The sequence below is a fragment of the Halegenticoccus tardaugens genome (genome assembly GCF_004116405.1).
Lineage (GTDB): Archaea > Halobacteriota > Halobacteria > Halobacteriales > Haloferacaceae > Halegenticoccus > Halegenticoccus tardaugens.
Genome location: NZ_SDIC01000003.1, coordinates 486,356 through 501,160, shown reverse-complemented (window position 1 = coordinate 501,160; position 14,805 = coordinate 486,356). Strand labels below are relative to the sequence as shown.

Below are 14,805 nucleotides of genomic sequence, written 5' to 3'. Positions count from 1 at the left end.
TGCGTCGACACGGAGCTACGGCACGGTCGCTCCGCGACGACGACAGGGGCGGCGCGTGCCCCGGGGGTGAGCCGATGAACGGGACCGACGAGGCCTCGACGGACCGCGGGGAGCCCGAGGCGACGTACGGAGAGGCGGAGACGGACGGCGGCGAGCGATCGCAGGCGCACACGATCAGGCTCGAACTGATCGACGAGCCCGGCCAACTGCTCGCCACGCTCGGGCCGATCGCCGAGAACGGGGGGAACCTCCTCTCGATCTTCCACGAGCGCGGCAACCTCACGCCGCGCGGGCGGATCCCCGTCGAGGTGGATCTCGAATGCCCGCCGGAGCGCTTCGACGCCATCGTCGACGCGCTGCGCGACCGCGGCGTGAACGTCATTCAGGCCGGCGCGGAGCGGTACGGCGAGGAGATCACGATCCTTCTGACGGGCCACCTCATCGACTCGGACCTGTCGGACACGCTCCGTCGGGTCGAACGCTGCACGGACGCCTCCGTCGTCGACTTCTCGCTGTCCGCGCCGCGCGGGACCGACGACGCGTCGAGCGCGCGGCTCCGCCTCGCGGCCCGCTCCGGCAGGACCGAGACGGCGCTCGCGACGGTTCGCGAGGTGGCCGGGGAGAAGGACCTGCACGTGATCGAACCGCTCACGGAGGGGTCGGCGTGAGGCTCGCGGTGTTCGGCGCGGGCGCGGTCGGCCGGTCGGTCGTCGAACTCGCGAGCGAGTACGGCCACGTCGTGACCGCCGTCGCCGACTCGACGAGCGCGGCGGTCGATCCCGAGGGGGTCGACCCGGCGGCCGTCCTCGACAGAAAAGAGCGCGAGGGGAGCGTCGGCGACGCGGCACCCGGCGACGCGCTGGCGGCGTCGTACGACGCGCTGGTCGAGGCGACGCCGACGACGCTCGGCGACGCCGAGCCGGGCTTCTCGCACGTCCGGGCGGCGCTCGAAGCGGATCGACACGTCGTGCTGGCGAACAAGGGACCGGTCGCGGAACGGTACGACGACCTCCGGGCGCTCGAACGCGACAGCGCCGGGTCGGTGCTGTTCGAGGCGACCGTCGGCGGGGCGATCCCGGTCCTTTCGACGATCAGGGATTTCGGTCCCGCGCACATCGCCGCCGCCCGGGGCGTCCTCAACGGCACGGCGAACTTCATCCTCTCGCGGATGGCCGCGGAGGGGCTCGGGTATGAGCACGTCCTCGCGGAGGCGCAGGACCTCGGCGTCGCCGAGGCGGACCCCACGTTCGACGTGGACGGGACCGACGCCGCGCTGAAGTGCGTCATCCTCGCGAACGTCCTCGGCGACGGGGGCTACGCCCTCGAGGACGCCGAGGTGACCGGCATCCGCGACATCCCCGGGAGCGCGCTCGAACTCGCCGCCGAGGACGGCCAGACGGTCAGGCTCATCGGCGAGGCGTCGCCGGACCGCGTTCGGGTCGGTCCCCGGCTCGTCCCCCAGAACGGCACGCTCGCCGTCACGGGGACGCGAAACATCGTGCAGCTCGAAACCGAGAACGCCGGCAGCCTGAACATCAGCGGCCGCGGCGCGGGCGGCCCGGAGACGGCGACCGCGGTGCTGTCGGACGTGAGCCGCCTGCGGTGAGCGCGGACGCGAGCCGGGTCACTCGAACTCGCTTCCGTCGGACGCGACCGCGTCGAGGTCGCGGTCGTCGGCGTTGGCGGCCCGGTAGGCCGTCGTGTACCGGTGGATCTTCCGGAGGAGCAGGAAGCCGAAGAGGCCGTCGTAGAGGACGACGTACGTGAGGTACGCCGCGAGCTGGGGCAGCCCGACGAAGACGACGAGCAGGCCGGTGCCGAGCCCGACGGTCGTGTTGTACGTCGCGTGGATGAACGCGGCGATGAGGAGGCCCTTTATCACGATGGGACCGGCGTCGTCCTCGTTGAACTTCGCCAGCCCGAGGTAGTAGCCGGCGAACGCCGAGTAGATGACGTGGCCCGGGCCGGCGAGCGCGCGGACCGCCGTGATCCCCCCGCCGGCCCCGATGAGTTCGAGGCCGAAGTCGAGGTTCATCCCGCCGATGTTCCGCGTGATGTAGAGGGCGTTCTCGATGGTCGCGAAACCGAGACCGGCCATCGCGCCGTACACCGCGCCGTCGACGACCGCGTCGAAGCGGTCGCTCCGGAAGGCGTACAGGCGGACCGCGAGCAGCTTCACCGTCTCCTCGCCCGGGCCGACGACGACGTAAAAGAAGATCACGGTGCCGATCACGCCGAGCGAGCGGAATCCCGGCTGGAGCAGACCGTTGAGCACGGCAGCGAATCCGGCCGTCAGCACCCCGAGGAGGAACGTCGCCACGAGCAGCGACAGCGGCTCGTTCGTCGTCACGTCGCTGTGCCAGACGTACGCCGCGAGGCCGAGCGCGGGCAGCACGGACAGGATCGTGAGCGCGCCGGTCTGGGGGTCGGTCAGCGCGCTCAACCCGCCGATGCCGATCAGGATGAGCAGGGCGAGGAGCACGACGCCGACGCGCGTCGACGCGACGAGAAAGCGGTAGATCGCGACCGACAGGCCGTCGAGGGAGGTTCGCTCCTCCCAGGTCGAGATGTCGTACAGGTCGACAGACCCCTCCGAGGCCTCCTCGACCGGATCGCGTCGCCGTTGCATACGGGGTACGTCTTGCCGGAGGGATATAACGACACGGACCGCGGCGGACCGCTCGTCGACGTCGAAATCCGTGACTCTCCGAGGGGTTCACGGAGCCGTAAGCTGAAAACCCCCGCCGACCAACGGTCGGTATGCACTTCGATCCACGGACGCAGCGGGCGCTTCGGGACGTCGGACTCGATCAGGACGACCTCCGGGAGGCCTCCGATGCGGTCGCAGAGGCGGTTCGACGGGACGCGGAGGCGCTGGAGTCGCTCTTCGGCGACGGCGGGACGTTCTACTCCGACATGGAGATGGCCCACAGCGAAAGCGAGATTCAAGAGCACGAGGTCCGGTACCTCGACCTCTACACCCACGGCGCGAGCCTGCGGGGGTACCTCCGGTTCGACTCGTGGGGCGCGTACGTGGAGGACGGCCGCACGCTGACGGACGGGACGGTCGAACTCACCCTCGGGCCGACCGTCCACGACCGCGTGCGGTTCGCGCGCGACCGCGACGACCTATGAGGGTTCGCGTTCGCGGCATCTACGCGACGGCGCTGACGCGCCTGTTCCTCGACGCGGGCCACGAGGTCGTTCAGGCGTCGCCGTCCATCCGGCGGCGGTTCGACGCCGACCTCCCCGCGGCGAACCACGACGTCGCCGTCGAGACGACCCGCGATCGACAGGGCGTCGGCGTCGAAGGGCGACCCGACGCCGTCGAGACCGCGACCGACCTCCTGGGAGACGTCGGAATCGACGCGTTCGTCTGGACGGATTCGACCCCGACGGGTGCCGTGTTCGACGGCCGGGTGACGGAGACGTTCGGCGGCGGGGCGGCGGTCGACCTGGGCGAAGAGAGCGGGTACATCCCGTACGACAACGCCGACGACTACGTCGAGACGGGCGACTCGGTGCGCGTGCAGGTCGCCGAGGCGACCTCGCCGTGGGACGACGACCGTCCGCTGCTCGACGGCGAGATTCGGGCGACCGACGGCCTCGCGACCCTCGTGCGCGGTCGGGAGGGGACCACCGTCGAGACGCGCGACGACGCGGCCGGCCGCGAACTCGTCGGCATGACGGAACTCCTCGGCGCGGACGCGCCGGACGGGTGGGGGGTCCGCTGGCACCGCGCGGCGACGGAGGCGGGGATGGACGCGCTCTCCGACGCGCTGGCGCGGGCAAGCGACCGAGCGAAGGAGATCGACGCGGCCCTCGAATCGAAACGGGGGGGAGCGGACGGGCCGACGAGACTCGTCTCGGGGACGGCGACGGCGTGGGCGTGGTTCGGACGCGAGTCGCGGTTCTCGCTCGACGCGCGCCGGCGGGACGTGACGACGACGATCCACGGCCACCACCGGATCAAAGCCGCGCACGAGGCCGCGAGCGCCGGCGTCGATCTGGCCGAGGCGCTGTGCGAGACGGCGTCGGGAAGCGAGAAAGGGAGCGACTTCCCGTTCGGAGTCGCGACGGACCAGTTCGGGCCGGCCGAGGGCGACGCGGTTCGGATCGGCCACGGAAAGCCGGACGGACGGCTCGTCGTCCTCGGCGAGGGTTCGGTCGTCGGGCGGAATCCCGACGGGACGATCTCGGTCCGCCGGGAGATGTCGCCGGGAGGGACGTACGACGCGCTCGGCGTTGAGCGCGAGGCCGGCGACGTCGCCCTCACGAAGTTCCGCGAGGGGCGGTGGTGGTACCCGACGGTCTACCGCGACGCCGAGGGGGAGAGAAAGGGGACGTACGTCAACGTCTGTACGCCCGTCGAGTGTTTCCCCGACGAGATCAGGTACGTCGACCTCCACGTAGACGTGGTGAAACACGCCGACGGAACGGTCGAACGCGTCGACGACGACGAACTGGACGATGCGGTCGAGGACGGAGACGTCTCCGAGCCGCTGGCGGAGAAGGCGCGAGCCGTCGCGGGCGCGGTCGAACGGGCGCTCTGACCGACGTTCGAAGCAGATCGTGTAGAGCAATTATCAGAAAAGGGAGGATTTAGATGCGTCACGGTCAAAGGGGAGTGTAAATATGTCTCTCCCCGCATCGCCATCCGGGTGTCGGTCGAGCGCGGTCCGCGGCGACGGTGTCGCGACGAGGAACCGAGCGAGGCCGCCCGTCACGGCGAGATGAACGTCAGCTACCAGCACGCGAATCCGGATTCCGGAAACGAATCGACGCTCCTCAGGTTTCGAGACGGTCTCGGCGAGCAGGCGGCGTGCGTGCTCGTCGACGCGGGTCGCGGCGTCGACCTCGACGCGCTGCTCGAAGAGGACGAGTACCTGACCGCGGTCCTGCTCACCCACGCGCACCTCGACCACTACCGGTCGCTTCCGGAGGTCGTCCGCGACGGCGCGCCCGTGTACGCGTCGCGGCCGACCGCGGACGTGCTCGAAACCGTGCTCCGGGAGAACGCGAAGCGACACGATCTCGGCGGCGTCGAGGACGCGCTCTCGGCCGTCTCGCCGCTGTCGGGGTGGGAGTCGATCACCGGCGAGGTCGACGTTCGTCCGGTACCCGCGGGGCACGCGCCGGGCGCGTCGGGTTTTCTGCTCCGGTTCTCCGACGGATCCGAAACTCGCCACGTGCTGGCGACCGGCGACTTCGCGCCGCGCCGCGCGGCCGGCTACCCGGGGTTCCCCGCCGACCTTCCGGTGGGCGTCGACGCGCTCTTCGTCAACGTGGCGACGAACGAGCGGTTCGAGGAGACGCTCACCGCGTCGCTCGAAACCGTCTGGGAGCGCGCGCAGGCGGGGTCGTCGGTGCTCGTGACCGCCGGCGGGCTGACCGGCGTCCGATACGCCTACCTCCTGTCCCACCTCGCCGACCGATTCGAGAGGCGGGTTCCGATCACGCTCGTCGGACAGGCGGCGAAGCTCTACGCGGACCTCGGCTACGACCTCGACTGCGTCGACCCGGTCCCCGTATTCGACGCCCCGTCGGAGCTTCTCGCGCCCGGGTCGGTGACCATCGCCGGACCGGAGGTGCCGACCGACGGGAGCGCCGGACGGCTGTTCGCGGCGATCGAGGACGACTCGGCCGCGACGCTGGTGCAGCTCGGGAACGGCGGCGTCGATCCGATCGAATCGGCGGGGTGTACGGTCCACTCGTACGAGCTGATCGATCACCCGTCGGTCGAGACGGTCGACGCGGTCGTCGAGCGACTCCGACCGACGCACGTCGTCGTCAAACACGGCGGCCGGCGGACGACCGCGGAGTACCGGGGAAAGTACGACGACAGTTTCGTGTGGGCGAACGACGACGCGGCCGAGTACGGGCTGTACGACGGCGGTCAGTGCTGTCCGCCGCCGTGGCTGAGCGAGCGCGCAGTGCGAGCGATCCGGTCGCGCGAGTGGATCGACGCCGGCGGACGGCTCGGGTCGTACCTCGACGACGAGGACGTGCCGCTTCCGTCCGTCGGGCGCGAGGCCGACGCGTCGCTCGAAGACGAGGGCGTCCTCGTGGGGGAACTGGAGCGACGGTTCGCCCCCGCGCAGGAGACGGGACCGCCGCGCCGGTCGGAGGTGCCGAGGGCGTCGGAAGGCGCGTCCGGTTCGCGGACGGACGACGCCGAGAACGCCGCCCCGCGAGGTGGGGACGAAGAGCCGACGCGCCCGCCGGAGTTCGGCGGGCGATCGTCGCTCCCGCCCGCCGACGCCGACTTCCGCGAGACCGTGCTCGCTCGGCTCGACGCGATCGAAGCGGCCGTCTCGGGGGCGACTGTGTCGGCGCGCGTCGCGGACGCCGGCGACGGGACGCTCCTCCTCAAACTGCTCGGCGACGCGCCGGTCGAACACGGTCAGGAGATCGAGGTTCGCCTCCTCGCGGGAGGTGAGAGCGGGGATGGGAGTGCGCCGGAGGCGAGCGTCGGGAGTGAAAGGGTCGACGGAGAGGGCGCCGGCGGAGAGCGCGGCGACGAGAAAAACGGAGGAGGGCGCGTTGACGGGGACGACTAGCCGACTCGGGTCAGAAGTGTTCCGCCGACTCGTTCGAGAACTGTAGCTCGCCGCCGCGGCCGCCCTCGACCGTCTCCGAGCCGACGTCGCCGGTGCTCGGGACGCGGACGGTCACGTCCTCGACCTCGTCGAAGTCCATGATGAGGTCGCGTTTTATGTTCTGGGCGGTGATGTTGCTGATTCCGCACCCCGAGCAGGTGCCGCCGAGTTCGACGACGACCTCGCCCGACTCCGGGTCGGCCTCGCGGACGACGCTCGTACCGCCGTGCATCTGGATGATGGGCATCTGCCCCACCATCCACGTCTCGATGCGGTCTCTGAGGCTCTCGTCGCTCATTGTTCGTCGTTCGTTCCCCAGCTATGGGTATGTTGTGGTTTGCGCGGTCGTCCGTTCACGAACAAAAATGTGTGTCACGATCTACCGTGATCCGCGTCGCGGCCGCCGCGCCGTTCGGCTCGGACGAGAACGAGGCCTACGGCTCTCGCACGAACCGGCGAGGAAGACGCTACAGCCGCGATCGGTCGCCCGTGCCGCCGGTCAGCGCGCTCGCGACAGCGCCCTGCACGACCACCTCGTCGCCGAGGGTGGTCAACTGGATGTCCGGGACGTTGATGAACACCATGTCGTCCATCCGTCGACGAATCGGCTCCAAAGTGAGTTCGGGGTTGTTGAGCGCGACCGCGCCGCCGACGAAGACGACGAGCGGCGCGTAGGCGTGGATGATGTTGGCGAGTCCCATCGCGTTCCAGTGGGCGACCTGGTCGACGACGAAGTCGGCGAAGTCGTCGTCGCCGGCGTGTTCGAACACGTCGACCGCGGAGAAGTCGGGGTCGTCGACGGAGAGGGCGGTGTCGACGGGGTCCTCCTCGTAGAGTTCCTCGGCGTACCGCGGGATGTTGTTTCCGGAGCAGTACGCCTCCCAGTGGCCGTCGTGGCCGCACCCGCAGGTCCGGAGGCCGTTCGGATCGATCGTCATGTGGCCCACTTCGCCCGCGTTGCCGTCCCACCCGGAGAGGACGTTGCCGTCGACGCAGACGCCCGCGCCGATGCCCGAGGAGATCGTGAGATAGACCATGTCGTCGGGGTTTCTGTCGCTGTAAAACCGCTCGCCGATGACGCCGGCGTTGGTGTCGTTGTGGAGGTAGACCCGGTCCGTGTCGAGGAGCTTCGAGAGGGGACCGGTGAGCGGGATGCGGTCGATCGTGTCGGGGAGGTTCGCCGGGTTCTCGATCACGCCCTCGGCGAGATCCAGCGGGCCGATGGAACCGATGCCGGCGGCCACGACGTCTTCGGGATCGACGGACGCGTCGTCGCACGCCTCGCGGACGACACCCAGCACCGCTTCGGTGACCGCGATTCCGGTCGGCCCGCGCGGAGTTCCCCGATCGCTCTGTCCGATAATCTCTCCGTCGCCGTCGGCGACGACCGCCCGGACGTTCGTCGCCCCGAGATCGACGCCCACGTAGTAGGCCATCGTTTCAGTAGCCACGGCGACGGCACTTAACTACACACATTCCGAACGAGTCACCGATCGTGAATACTACCGCGTGTGACCTCGAAACGGGCGCGCGTTCGGTTCGGCGTCGAATCGCTCAGTTCGAATCCCCGCTCGGCAACTGCGGGACGAGCCACGAGAGGAACGCGTCGGGGCTCCGCGACTGAAGCCACAGCCTCCCGGGTCCGGTGAACTCGCAGACCAGTCCCTCGCCGCTGAACAGGGTCGACTTCAGACCGCCGACCCGCCGGACGTCGAACGAGGTCCGCTCCTCGAACGCGACGACGTGGCCGGTGTCGACGGCGTAGCGTTCACCAGCGTCGAGGTCGACCTCGTGGACCGCACCGTAACTCGACAGGAACGTCGGCCCGGTTCCGCTGAGCTTCAGGAGGAACAGCCCTTCCCCCCCGAAGAAGGTGCGCCCGCCGCCGAACTTCGTGTCCACGTCGATCCGCGGATCAGCCGCGAGGTACGACCCCGACTGGACGAACAGCGTCTCGTCGTCGAGGCGGTGGTGGACGATGTCCCCGGGCAGCGCCGGCGCGAGCGTCACGTGCCCCGGTTCGCGGGCCGAGAAGGTGTTCTGGAAGAAGCTCTCCCCGCCGAGGACGTTTCGTTTGAGCGAACCGAGGAGACCGCCGCTGGCGTTCGTCTCGATCTCGATGCCGTCGCTGTGGCTGACCATCGCCCCCGCTTCGGACCGGATCGCCTCGTCGGCGTCGAGGGAGACCGTCAACAGCGCGTAGGACGGACGATAGTCGATCTCGTGCTCCATGGACGACGCTCGCGTTACCCGCATATGATCGTTTTGCCATGGCGACAGAAACTTACGCCGATCCGTGCTATGTCATGGCATGACTGTAGAAAACGAGACGAGCGATTTGACCGAGACGGAGTGCGACGCCCTCCACGAGGTCGAAATCGGCGTCGAGTGGTTCCATCGGGCGCACGGTCACCTCGTCGCCTTCCACCACGCGATCGGACACGGGATGGACCACCTCGCCGACGCCGAGACGTTGCTCCGCGAATCGGACCACGACGCACTGGCGGATCGCCTCCGGGACGACGTCCTGCCGCGCGGCGTCACCGCCGACGATCGGTGGACGTACGCCCTCATCGAGGAGTTTCGATCGGAGTTTCTGGAGGACGTCGCCGCCTTCGAGCGCGACGCGCTCGACGCGGTCGCGGAGGGGATGCGCCACGTCGCGGAGCGAGAACAGGAGCGGACGTGGCGCGAGCGCGCTCGGCGGGAGCGTCGGTAACGCGCGAAGTCGGTGGTCGCCGGCGCGGAGCGGTCGAAGTCGCGCGCCGTCACTTCGTGTCCGAACGGACGAACGTCACCGGACACGGCGCGGAGAGCATGACCTCCTGTGCGACGCTGCCGAAGACGGCCTTGCCGGTCGGCGAGCGTCGACGTCCGCCGACGATGACGCGGTCGGCGTCGACCGTGGTCGCGAGGTCCACGATGGCCGTGCCGTGCTTGCCGACCGCGCCGCGCACCTCGTACTCGACGCCGGCCTCGTCGAGCAGCGTCGCGAGCCGTCGGATCGTCGCGTGCCGACCCGCGACGTCGTCAGGGGACACCTCGGCGGACGTATCGAACTCCAGCTTGTCGAGCGTGTCCTCGTACTCCGACGTCGTGAACACGTGCGCCAGGACGACGCTCGCGCCGGCCGGCGCGGCGACGTCGATCGTCTCCTCCGCCAGTCGATCGATGCGGTCGGCGTCGCTCGGTCCGACCGCTAGCAGGACGGTTTCGAGAGCCATGTGCTTGGGTTCTCGGGGGATATATTTAAACGTAGCGGTAGTTTACTCGAAATTGAATAAATATTCATTCGGAGTAGCGCGGCCGCTTTCCGTACGCGTGCATCGATAGCATATCACTTGAAAGTTCCCCCGGCCGCGTCGGTTGAAGCGACGTCCGACCGCGACGCCTTTGATTCCGGGAGCCGAGGACGTTCGTATGATACGTCCAGATCTGTCGGGACGGACCGCGCTGGTCACCGGGAGTTCGAGGGGGATCGGGCGCGCGCTGCTCCTCGCGCTCGCCGAGGCCGGCGCGTCCGTCGCGGTCCACTACCACACGAGTTCTGACGCGGCGGTCCGGACGGCGGAAACGGCTCGCGATCGGGGCGCACCCGAGGCGACGACGGTCCGCGGGAACGTTCGGGAGCCGGACGCGGTCGATCACCTGTTCGACGCCGTCGAGAAGGACCTCGGGAGCGTCGACGTGTTGGTCAACAACGTCGGCGACTTCGCGCCGCGACACTGGGAGGAGATCGACTTCGAAACGTGGAACCGCGTGCTGGAGACGAACCTGAACGGGACGTACCTCTGTTCGAAGCGGGCGCTCCCGTCGATGCGGGAGGAGGGGTACGGTCGGATCGTCAACGTCGGGTACGCGGGCAGCGAGAAGGCGCTCGTCTACCCGAAGAACTTCCCGTACTTCGTGGCGAAGACCGGCGTGATCATGTTCACCCGGATGCTCGCGAACGACACCCAAAACGACGGCGTCACGGTCAACGCGGTGTCGCCGTACGTCGTCGAGAACTCCGACGAGTTTCCCGACGAACTGCCGCGGGGACGGCCCGCGTCGTTCGACGACGCGCGGCAGGCGGTGCTGTTTTTCGTTGACGAGGACAGCGACTACGTGAGCGGCGAGAACGTCGAGATCGACGGCGGGTGGCTCCCGGAGCGGCTCTAACCCGACCTTTTGCGCTGCGCTCGCTACGCTCGCTCGGCAAAAGGTCGATCAAAATCCTCGTCGCTCCCTCCGGTCGCTCCTCGGTCCGCTCGCTCACTCCCTTCGGTCGTTCACTCGCGGTACGACCCGCTCGACGCTATCAGAAGTCGAGAATGCGATTCGGCACAGGTGAGCGCTCGCGGGCCAACGACCGAACGGAGGCGTGCTCCACGTGCCGAAGTGAGAGAGGAGCGTCTTCGTGAGCGAAGCGATCGAAGGCTCGTCGGAGCGTTACTTCGACGGTGCTTTTGATCGATCTGTTGCCGAGTGAGGCCGCTTCGCGGTCGAACGTGGTTCGAGACGCCTCCGGCGTCTCGTCGTCCCGAAAGGCGCACCGCGGTGCGTCTTTCGGGCGATAGCGCAAAAGGTCGTTAGTAGTCGGGAGCGTCGTCCTCGACGGTGCGCTTCATCGACTCGCGGCGCGACTTGGCGTCGCGGCCGGTGACTTCGAGCAGGAAGTCGTTCTTGGCGGCCACCGCGTCCTGAGCGGCGTCTGCGTGGCCTTCGGCGATGATCTCGGCGGCGTCGCGTTCCTCGAAGTGGACGGCGAGCTGGTCCTTCTTGCCGCTGTACGTCGCCGCACCGGCGATGATTCGAAGGAAGACGGGGTTGTCCGGCTCTTCGACAACGTACAGCTCGTGCCCGTTCATCTCCTCGGTACCCGAGACCGGACCGAAGTACTCCTCGATCAACCCCTTCAGATCCGGCACGCGTTCCTCCAGCGTTTCGCCGCGACGCATCTTGTACTCCTTCATGGCGGGGCGTTCGGCAGGGTATGGTTTACCTGTTTCGTCACCGCCCGGGAGTGGGTCTCCGTACCACTCCTCGCGGTGACGAAATAGCGTGGAGTCACCGCCCGAGAGTGGGTCTCCGTACCACTCCTAGCGGTGACGAAGCAACGGGGAGCCACTGCCCGGGAGAGAGTTTCCGCGCCATCCTCGACGGGGGCGAAAGCGCCGACGGCGTCGCTCTCGACGGAGGTCGGCGGAGAGGAGAGCGTCGCGCCGAATCGTCCGTCGGCTACAGTTCTCGTTCGGTGACGTAGCCGCGGCGGCACTCGGGACAGATGTCGCCGGCGCGGGTCGAACTGTGGCCGGCGGGGCGGGTCATCCCGCACTCGGGGCAGTAGTACTCGGTCGGAACCTCCGGCGACGCGAGCGGCTCGTCGATCGACGGGCTGTCGACGCGAGTGAACCCGTCGCCGAAGCCGTCGTCACGCTGATCCGGGTCGGGGTCGTTGCCGATGAACTCCGCGTCGTATCCCTTCTCCGGACCGCCCTCGTCGTCGCGCGCCAGTTCCGGCGCCAACCCGCCGAAGGAGACGTCCGTCGGCGTCCCGTCGGAGAGTTCGGCCGAGTAGCCCTCGTCCTCGTCCGCCGAATCGGGCCACGGGGTGAAGCCCTCGTCGGCTGACCCCGCGTCGACGGATCCCGCGTCCCCGGCGACGGCGTCCGCGTCGTCGACGGTACCGTCGACGTCCTCGTTGTCTCGCGCGCCTTCGTCCATCTCCGCTTCGACCTCCTCCAGCGTGGGAAGCCCGTCGTCGCGGCGGTCGACACCGTCGGCGTCGGGCCACTCCCCCGGTCGGCGCGACCGTTCGTCCGCTCCCTCGTCGTCGTCCAGAATGACGGCGTCGTCCTCCGTCGACGGGAGCGCCGCCTCGTCGGCGGACGAAGATTCGTCCGCCAGCGACGCCCGCACCGCGGGGTGGGTCGGCATGTCGTCCGCCGGAGCGGCAGCACCGGCGTCGGTCGCCGCGTCGACGCGGGCGTCGGCGTCGTCGGACAGCGGTTCCTCGTTCGGAGCGTCGTCGGACGTCGGCTGAGCGGCGGTGACTTCCTTGTTCTCGCTCACGACGCGGCGCGCCCCGCAGCGGACGCACGTCTTCACCTCCCGGACGGTGACGACCATCTCGTTGCCGTCCTCCTCTCGTTCGCGTTCGAGTTCGGGTTCGCCGAACTCGTGACCGAGCAGGCACCTGAGTCCCATTGGGAGACCTTCCGAGTTCGGTGACTAAAAGGTACCCCCTCCGCGTCCGCCGGGCGTCAGACGGCCGCTCCCCGCCGCTCCGCGCGCCGTCTGAGTTAAAGGTAAATCGGCGGCCGCCAAAGGGAGGGTATGAGAGCGAAGCGGGAGTATCGAAACAGGGGGGAGACGGAAGTCGAGGTGCTCGACGCGCTCGTCGACCGCGCCGAGGAGGGGATGACCGTCTTCGAACTCCGCGCGGCGGTCGACGCCGACATCGATGCCCTCGAATCCGCGCTCGCGGACCTGAAATCCGACGACCTCATCACCGTCGAGGAGACGGGCGGACGCGTCGTCATCATCCCCGACGATCGCGTCGTCCCCGATCCGGACGAGGTCGGTCAAGACGAGGGGAGCCTCCTCGACGCGGTACGAAAGCGGTTCGGACTGTGACCGCCGACCCACGGTCCCGCGTCCGCGCGGCCGATCGATCGTTCGGGAAGAGAGCACGTTTTACGGCTCGACGCCTACGTGGCGGGCGATGACAGTCATCGACGACCTCCACGCCGACCACGGGGCGACGTTCGAAGAGCGCGGCGGTAGACGCGTCGTGCGCCACTACGGCCGCCCCGAGCGGACGCACAAGGCGGTCCGCAACGCCGCCGGCGCGGTCGAGATGGGCTACGGCGTCGTCGTCGTCGAGGGGGACGACCGCGTCGAGTACGTCGACAACGTCGTCACGAACCGCGTCCCGTCCGGGGACGGCGAGGGCCGATACGCCCTGCTGCTCGACCCCCAGGGGCGGATCGAGTCCGACATGTACGTCTACAACGCCGGCGAACGGCTGCTGCTCTTCACGCCGCCGTCGGTCGTCGACTCCCTCGTCGCGGACTGGTCGGAGAAAGTGTTCATCCAGGACGTGCGGATCCGCGACGCGTCCGACGACTTCGGCGTCTTCGGCGTTCACGGCCCGAAGGCCACCGAGAAGGTCGCGAGCGTCCTCACCGGCCCGGGCGCGCCGGAGCCGGCGCTGACGTTCGTCCGCGGATCGATCGGCGACGCCGGCGTGACGGTCGTCGCGACCGACGCCCCGACGGGCGAGGAGGGGTACGAGGTCGTCTGCGCCGCCGCCGACGCGGCGGACGTCTTCGACGCGCTGCTCAACTACGGCCTGAACGCGGTTCCGTTCGGCTACCGGACGTGGGACACGCTCACGACCGAGGCGGGCACGCCCCTGTTCGAAACCGAGCTCCGGGGGCGGATCCCGAACGCGCTCGGTCTTCGGACGGCACTGGACTTCGAGAAGGGGTGTTACGTCGGACAGGAGGTCGTCTCGAAGGTCGAAAACCGTGGGCGACCGAGCCGGCGGCTCGTCGGCCTCGCCCCCGACGCGCTGCCAGAGTCGGGCGCGGCGGTGTCCGCCGCCGAGTCGACGGTCGGCGAGGTCACCCGCGCCGTCGACGGCCCGAGCGTCGGCGGGCCGATCGCGCTGGCGCTCGTCGAGTTCGATCTGGCAGACGACGTCGCCCTGACGGTCGATGTGGAGGGGAACGAAGCACCCGCGGAGCGGCGGACGCTGCCGTTCGTCGAGGGGAGCGCCCGAACCGCGAGACTCCCTCGCTACGGGTGACGAGAGGACTCAACGTCGCTCGCGGGGCGCGAGCGTCCGGCACGCGTCGACGAGCTCGTCGACGACCGGAAGCGCCGCCCGTTCGATCCCGAAGGCGAACCCCGTCGAGTCCGACGTCGGAACCTGGATCGCGAGCCCGCGATCGAACAGCCGAACGGTCGCGTTCAGCTCCCCGAAGTCGTACAGGAGGGTCTTCTGGTACTCGTTCGAGAGGTGTTCGAGGTACATGTCGCGCGCGATCTCTTCGAGGCGGTCTTCTGGGTATCGCTCCGCGAAGCCGTCGCTGATGTAGAGCACCTCGTACGAGCCGCCGTCGTATCGGCCGACGCCGAGCAGCGCGTCGCCGACGACCTCCTCGACCCGCTCGACGAGCGGAGCGAAGTCGGAACACATACCAGCAATCGGACGTGT

Annotated in this window: 17 protein-coding genes; 9 read left to right on the top strand and 8 right to left on the bottom strand. The window is 69.1% G+C overall.

The features are described 5' to 3' along the window. Positions 1 to 74 precede the first annotated feature (74 nt). Entirely contained in the window at positions 75 to 668 is a 594-nt protein-coding gene (locus tag C3L37_RS10215; protein WP_129114501.1) for an amino acid-binding protein, read from the top strand. Next, positions 665 to 1,606, top strand: a complete 942-nt coding sequence (locus tag C3L37_RS10210; RefSeq protein WP_129114500.1) for a homoserine dehydrogenase — start codon at positions 665 to 667, stop codon at positions 1,604 to 1,606. Before C3L37_RS10215 ends, C3L37_RS10210 begins: the two co-directional genes overlap by 4 nt. Before the next feature lie 18 nt (positions 1,607 to 1,624). Here the strand turns inward: C3L37_RS10210 and C3L37_RS10205 are convergent, their stop codons facing one another. Beyond that, positions 1,625 to 2,629, bottom strand: coding sequence for a PrsW family intramembrane metalloprotease (locus C3L37_RS10205; protein WP_129114499.1), 1,005 nt, complete (start codon positions 2,627 to 2,629; stop codon positions 1,625 to 1,627). A 131-nt stretch (positions 2,630 to 2,760) separates the two neighbouring features. Here C3L37_RS10205 and C3L37_RS10200 point away from each other — a divergent pair, with 131 nt between their 5' ends. From C3L37_RS10200 to C3L37_RS10190, 3 genes are all read left to right on the top strand, one after another. Beyond that, on the top strand, positions 2,761 to 3,135 hold the full coding sequence (locus tag C3L37_RS10200) for a DUF7532 family protein (RefSeq protein WP_129114498.1): 375 nt from the start codon (positions 2,761 to 2,763) through the stop codon (positions 3,133 to 3,135). Continuing rightward, positions 3,132 to 4,553 carry a DUF402 domain-containing protein gene (locus C3L37_RS10195; RefSeq protein WP_129114497.1) on the top strand — a complete coding sequence of 474 codons (1,422 nt, stop codon included), beginning with the start codon at positions 3,132 to 3,134 and terminating at the stop codon, positions 4,551 to 4,553. Before C3L37_RS10200 ends, C3L37_RS10195 begins: the two co-directional genes overlap by 4 nt. Positions 4,554 to 4,661: 108 nt before the next feature. Further along, positions 4,662 to 6,560, top strand: a complete 1,899-nt coding sequence (locus tag C3L37_RS10190; RefSeq protein WP_228546193.1) for an MBL fold metallo-hydrolase — start codon at positions 4,662 to 4,664, stop codon at positions 6,558 to 6,560. A 10-nt stretch (positions 6,561 to 6,570) separates the two neighbouring features. Here the strand turns inward: C3L37_RS10190 and C3L37_RS10185 are convergent, their stop codons facing one another. The 3 genes from C3L37_RS10185 to C3L37_RS10175 form a co-directional block, all read right to left on the bottom strand. Continuing rightward, positions 6,571 to 6,897, bottom strand: coding sequence for a NifU family protein (locus tag C3L37_RS10185; protein ID WP_129114496.1), 327 nt, complete (start codon positions 6,895 to 6,897; stop codon positions 6,571 to 6,573). A 169-nt stretch (positions 6,898 to 7,066) separates the two neighbouring features. Beyond that, positions 7,067 to 8,035, bottom strand: a complete 969-nt coding sequence (locus tag C3L37_RS10180) for an ROK family protein (protein ID WP_129114495.1) — start codon at positions 8,033 to 8,035, stop codon at positions 7,067 to 7,069. Positions 8,036 to 8,153: 118 nt separating this feature from the next. Then, complete coding sequence (locus C3L37_RS10175) at positions 8,154 to 8,831, bottom strand: TIGR00266 family protein (RefSeq protein ID WP_129114494.1); 678 nt, start codon at positions 8,829 to 8,831, stop codon at positions 8,154 to 8,156. Positions 8,832 to 8,910: 79 nt separating this feature from the next. Here C3L37_RS10175 and C3L37_RS10170 point away from each other — a divergent pair, with 79 nt between their 5' ends. Next, entirely contained in the window at positions 8,911 to 9,318 is a 408-nt protein-coding gene (locus C3L37_RS10170; RefSeq protein WP_129114493.1) for a hypothetical protein, read from the top strand. Positions 9,319 to 9,367: 49 nt separating this feature from the next. Here the strand turns inward: C3L37_RS10170 and C3L37_RS10165 are convergent, their stop codons facing one another. Further along, positions 9,368 to 9,823: a universal stress protein gene (locus C3L37_RS10165; protein ID WP_129114492.1), complete on the bottom strand. Its 456-nt coding sequence runs from the start codon at positions 9,821 to 9,823 to the stop codon at positions 9,368 to 9,370. Between the two features lie 196 nt (positions 9,824 to 10,019). On the opposite strand from C3L37_RS10165, the gene C3L37_RS10160 reads away from it, so the two are divergent. Further along, entirely contained in the window at positions 10,020 to 10,760 is a 741-nt protein-coding gene (locus C3L37_RS10160) for an SDR family NAD(P)-dependent oxidoreductase (protein WP_129114491.1), read from the top strand. Positions 10,761 to 11,170: 410 nt separating this feature from the next. On the opposite strand, the gene C3L37_RS10155 is transcribed toward C3L37_RS10160, so the two are convergent. Beyond that, positions 11,171 to 11,554, bottom strand: coding sequence for a DUF5611 family protein (locus C3L37_RS10155; protein ID WP_129114490.1), 384 nt, complete (start codon positions 11,552 to 11,554; stop codon positions 11,171 to 11,173). A 265-nt stretch (positions 11,555 to 11,819) separates the two neighbouring features. Next, positions 11,820 to 12,788: a DUF7093 family protein gene (locus tag C3L37_RS10150; protein ID WP_129114489.1), complete on the bottom strand. Its 969-nt coding sequence runs from the start codon at positions 12,786 to 12,788 to the stop codon at positions 11,820 to 11,822. A 129-nt stretch (positions 12,789 to 12,917) separates the two neighbouring features. On the opposite strand from C3L37_RS10150, the gene C3L37_RS10145 reads away from it, so the two are divergent. Both C3L37_RS10145 and ygfZ read left to right on the top strand, forming a co-directional pair. Beyond that, positions 12,918 to 13,217 (top strand): DUF6432 family protein, encoded by a 300-nt coding sequence (locus C3L37_RS10145; protein ID WP_129114488.1) that lies wholly within the window; start codon positions 12,918 to 12,920, stop codon positions 13,215 to 13,217. Positions 13,218 to 13,305: 88 nt separating this feature from the next. Then, a complete protein-coding gene (ygfZ, locus tag C3L37_RS10140) occupies positions 13,306 to 14,394 on the top strand; it encodes a CAF17-like 4Fe-4S cluster assembly/insertion protein YgfZ (RefSeq protein ID WP_129114487.1) in 1,089 nt (362 codons plus the stop codon). 9 nt (positions 14,395 to 14,403) lie between these two features. Here ygfZ and C3L37_RS10135 read toward each other — a convergent pair whose 3' ends face one another. Then, positions 14,404 to 14,787, bottom strand: a complete 384-nt coding sequence (locus tag C3L37_RS10135; RefSeq protein WP_129114486.1) for a hypothetical protein — start codon at positions 14,785 to 14,787, stop codon at positions 14,404 to 14,406. Positions 14,788 to 14,805 lie beyond the last annotated feature (18 nt).

Excerpts from the sequence above, each read along its gene's own strand:
- C3L37_RS10215 (WP_129114501.1), top strand. The coding sequence starts at position 75 with ATGAACGGGACCGACGAGGCCTCGACGGACCGCGGGGAGCCCGAGGCG.
- C3L37_RS10205 (WP_129114499.1), bottom strand. The coding sequence starts at position 2,629 with ATGCAACGGCGACGCGATCCGGTCGAGGAGGCCTCGGAGGGGTCTGTC.
- C3L37_RS10200 (WP_129114498.1), top strand. The coding sequence starts at position 2,761 with ATGCACTTCGATCCACGGACGCAGCGGGCGCTTCGGGACGTCGGACTC.
- C3L37_RS10195 (WP_129114497.1), top strand. The coding sequence starts at position 3,132 with ATGAGGGTTCGCGTTCGCGGCATCTACGCGACGGCGCTGACGCGCCTG.
- C3L37_RS10185 (WP_129114496.1), bottom strand. The coding sequence starts at position 6,897 with ATGAGCGACGAGAGCCTCAGAGACCGCATCGAGACGTGGATGGTGGGG.
- C3L37_RS10180 (WP_129114495.1), bottom strand. The coding sequence starts at position 8,035 with ATGGCCTACTACGTGGGCGTCGATCTCGGGGCGACGAACGTCCGGGCG.
- C3L37_RS10175 (WP_129114494.1), bottom strand. The coding sequence starts at position 8,831 with ATGGAGCACGAGATCGACTATCGTCCGTCCTACGCGCTGTTGACGGTC.
- C3L37_RS10170 (WP_129114493.1), top strand. The coding sequence starts at position 8,911 with ATGACTGTAGAAAACGAGACGAGCGATTTGACCGAGACGGAGTGCGAC.
- C3L37_RS10165 (WP_129114492.1), bottom strand. The coding sequence starts at position 9,823 with ATGGCTCTCGAAACCGTCCTGCTAGCGGTCGGACCGAGCGACGCCGAC.
- C3L37_RS10160 (WP_129114491.1), top strand. The coding sequence starts at position 10,020 with ATGATACGTCCAGATCTGTCGGGACGGACCGCGCTGGTCACCGGGAGT.
- C3L37_RS10155 (WP_129114490.1), bottom strand. The coding sequence starts at position 11,554 with ATGAAGGAGTACAAGATGCGTCGCGGCGAAACGCTGGAGGAACGCGTG.
- C3L37_RS10150 (WP_129114489.1), bottom strand. The coding sequence starts at position 12,788 with ATGGGACTCAGGTGCCTGCTCGGTCACGAGTTCGGCGAACCCGAACTC.
- C3L37_RS10145 (WP_129114488.1), top strand. The coding sequence starts at position 12,918 with ATGAGAGCGAAGCGGGAGTATCGAAACAGGGGGGAGACGGAAGTCGAG.
- ygfZ (WP_129114487.1), top strand. The coding sequence starts at position 13,306 with ATGACAGTCATCGACGACCTCCACGCCGACCACGGGGCGACGTTCGAA.
- C3L37_RS10135 (WP_129114486.1), bottom strand. The coding sequence starts at position 14,787 with ATGTGTTCCGACTTCGCTCCGCTCGTCGAGCGGGTCGAGGAGGTCGTC.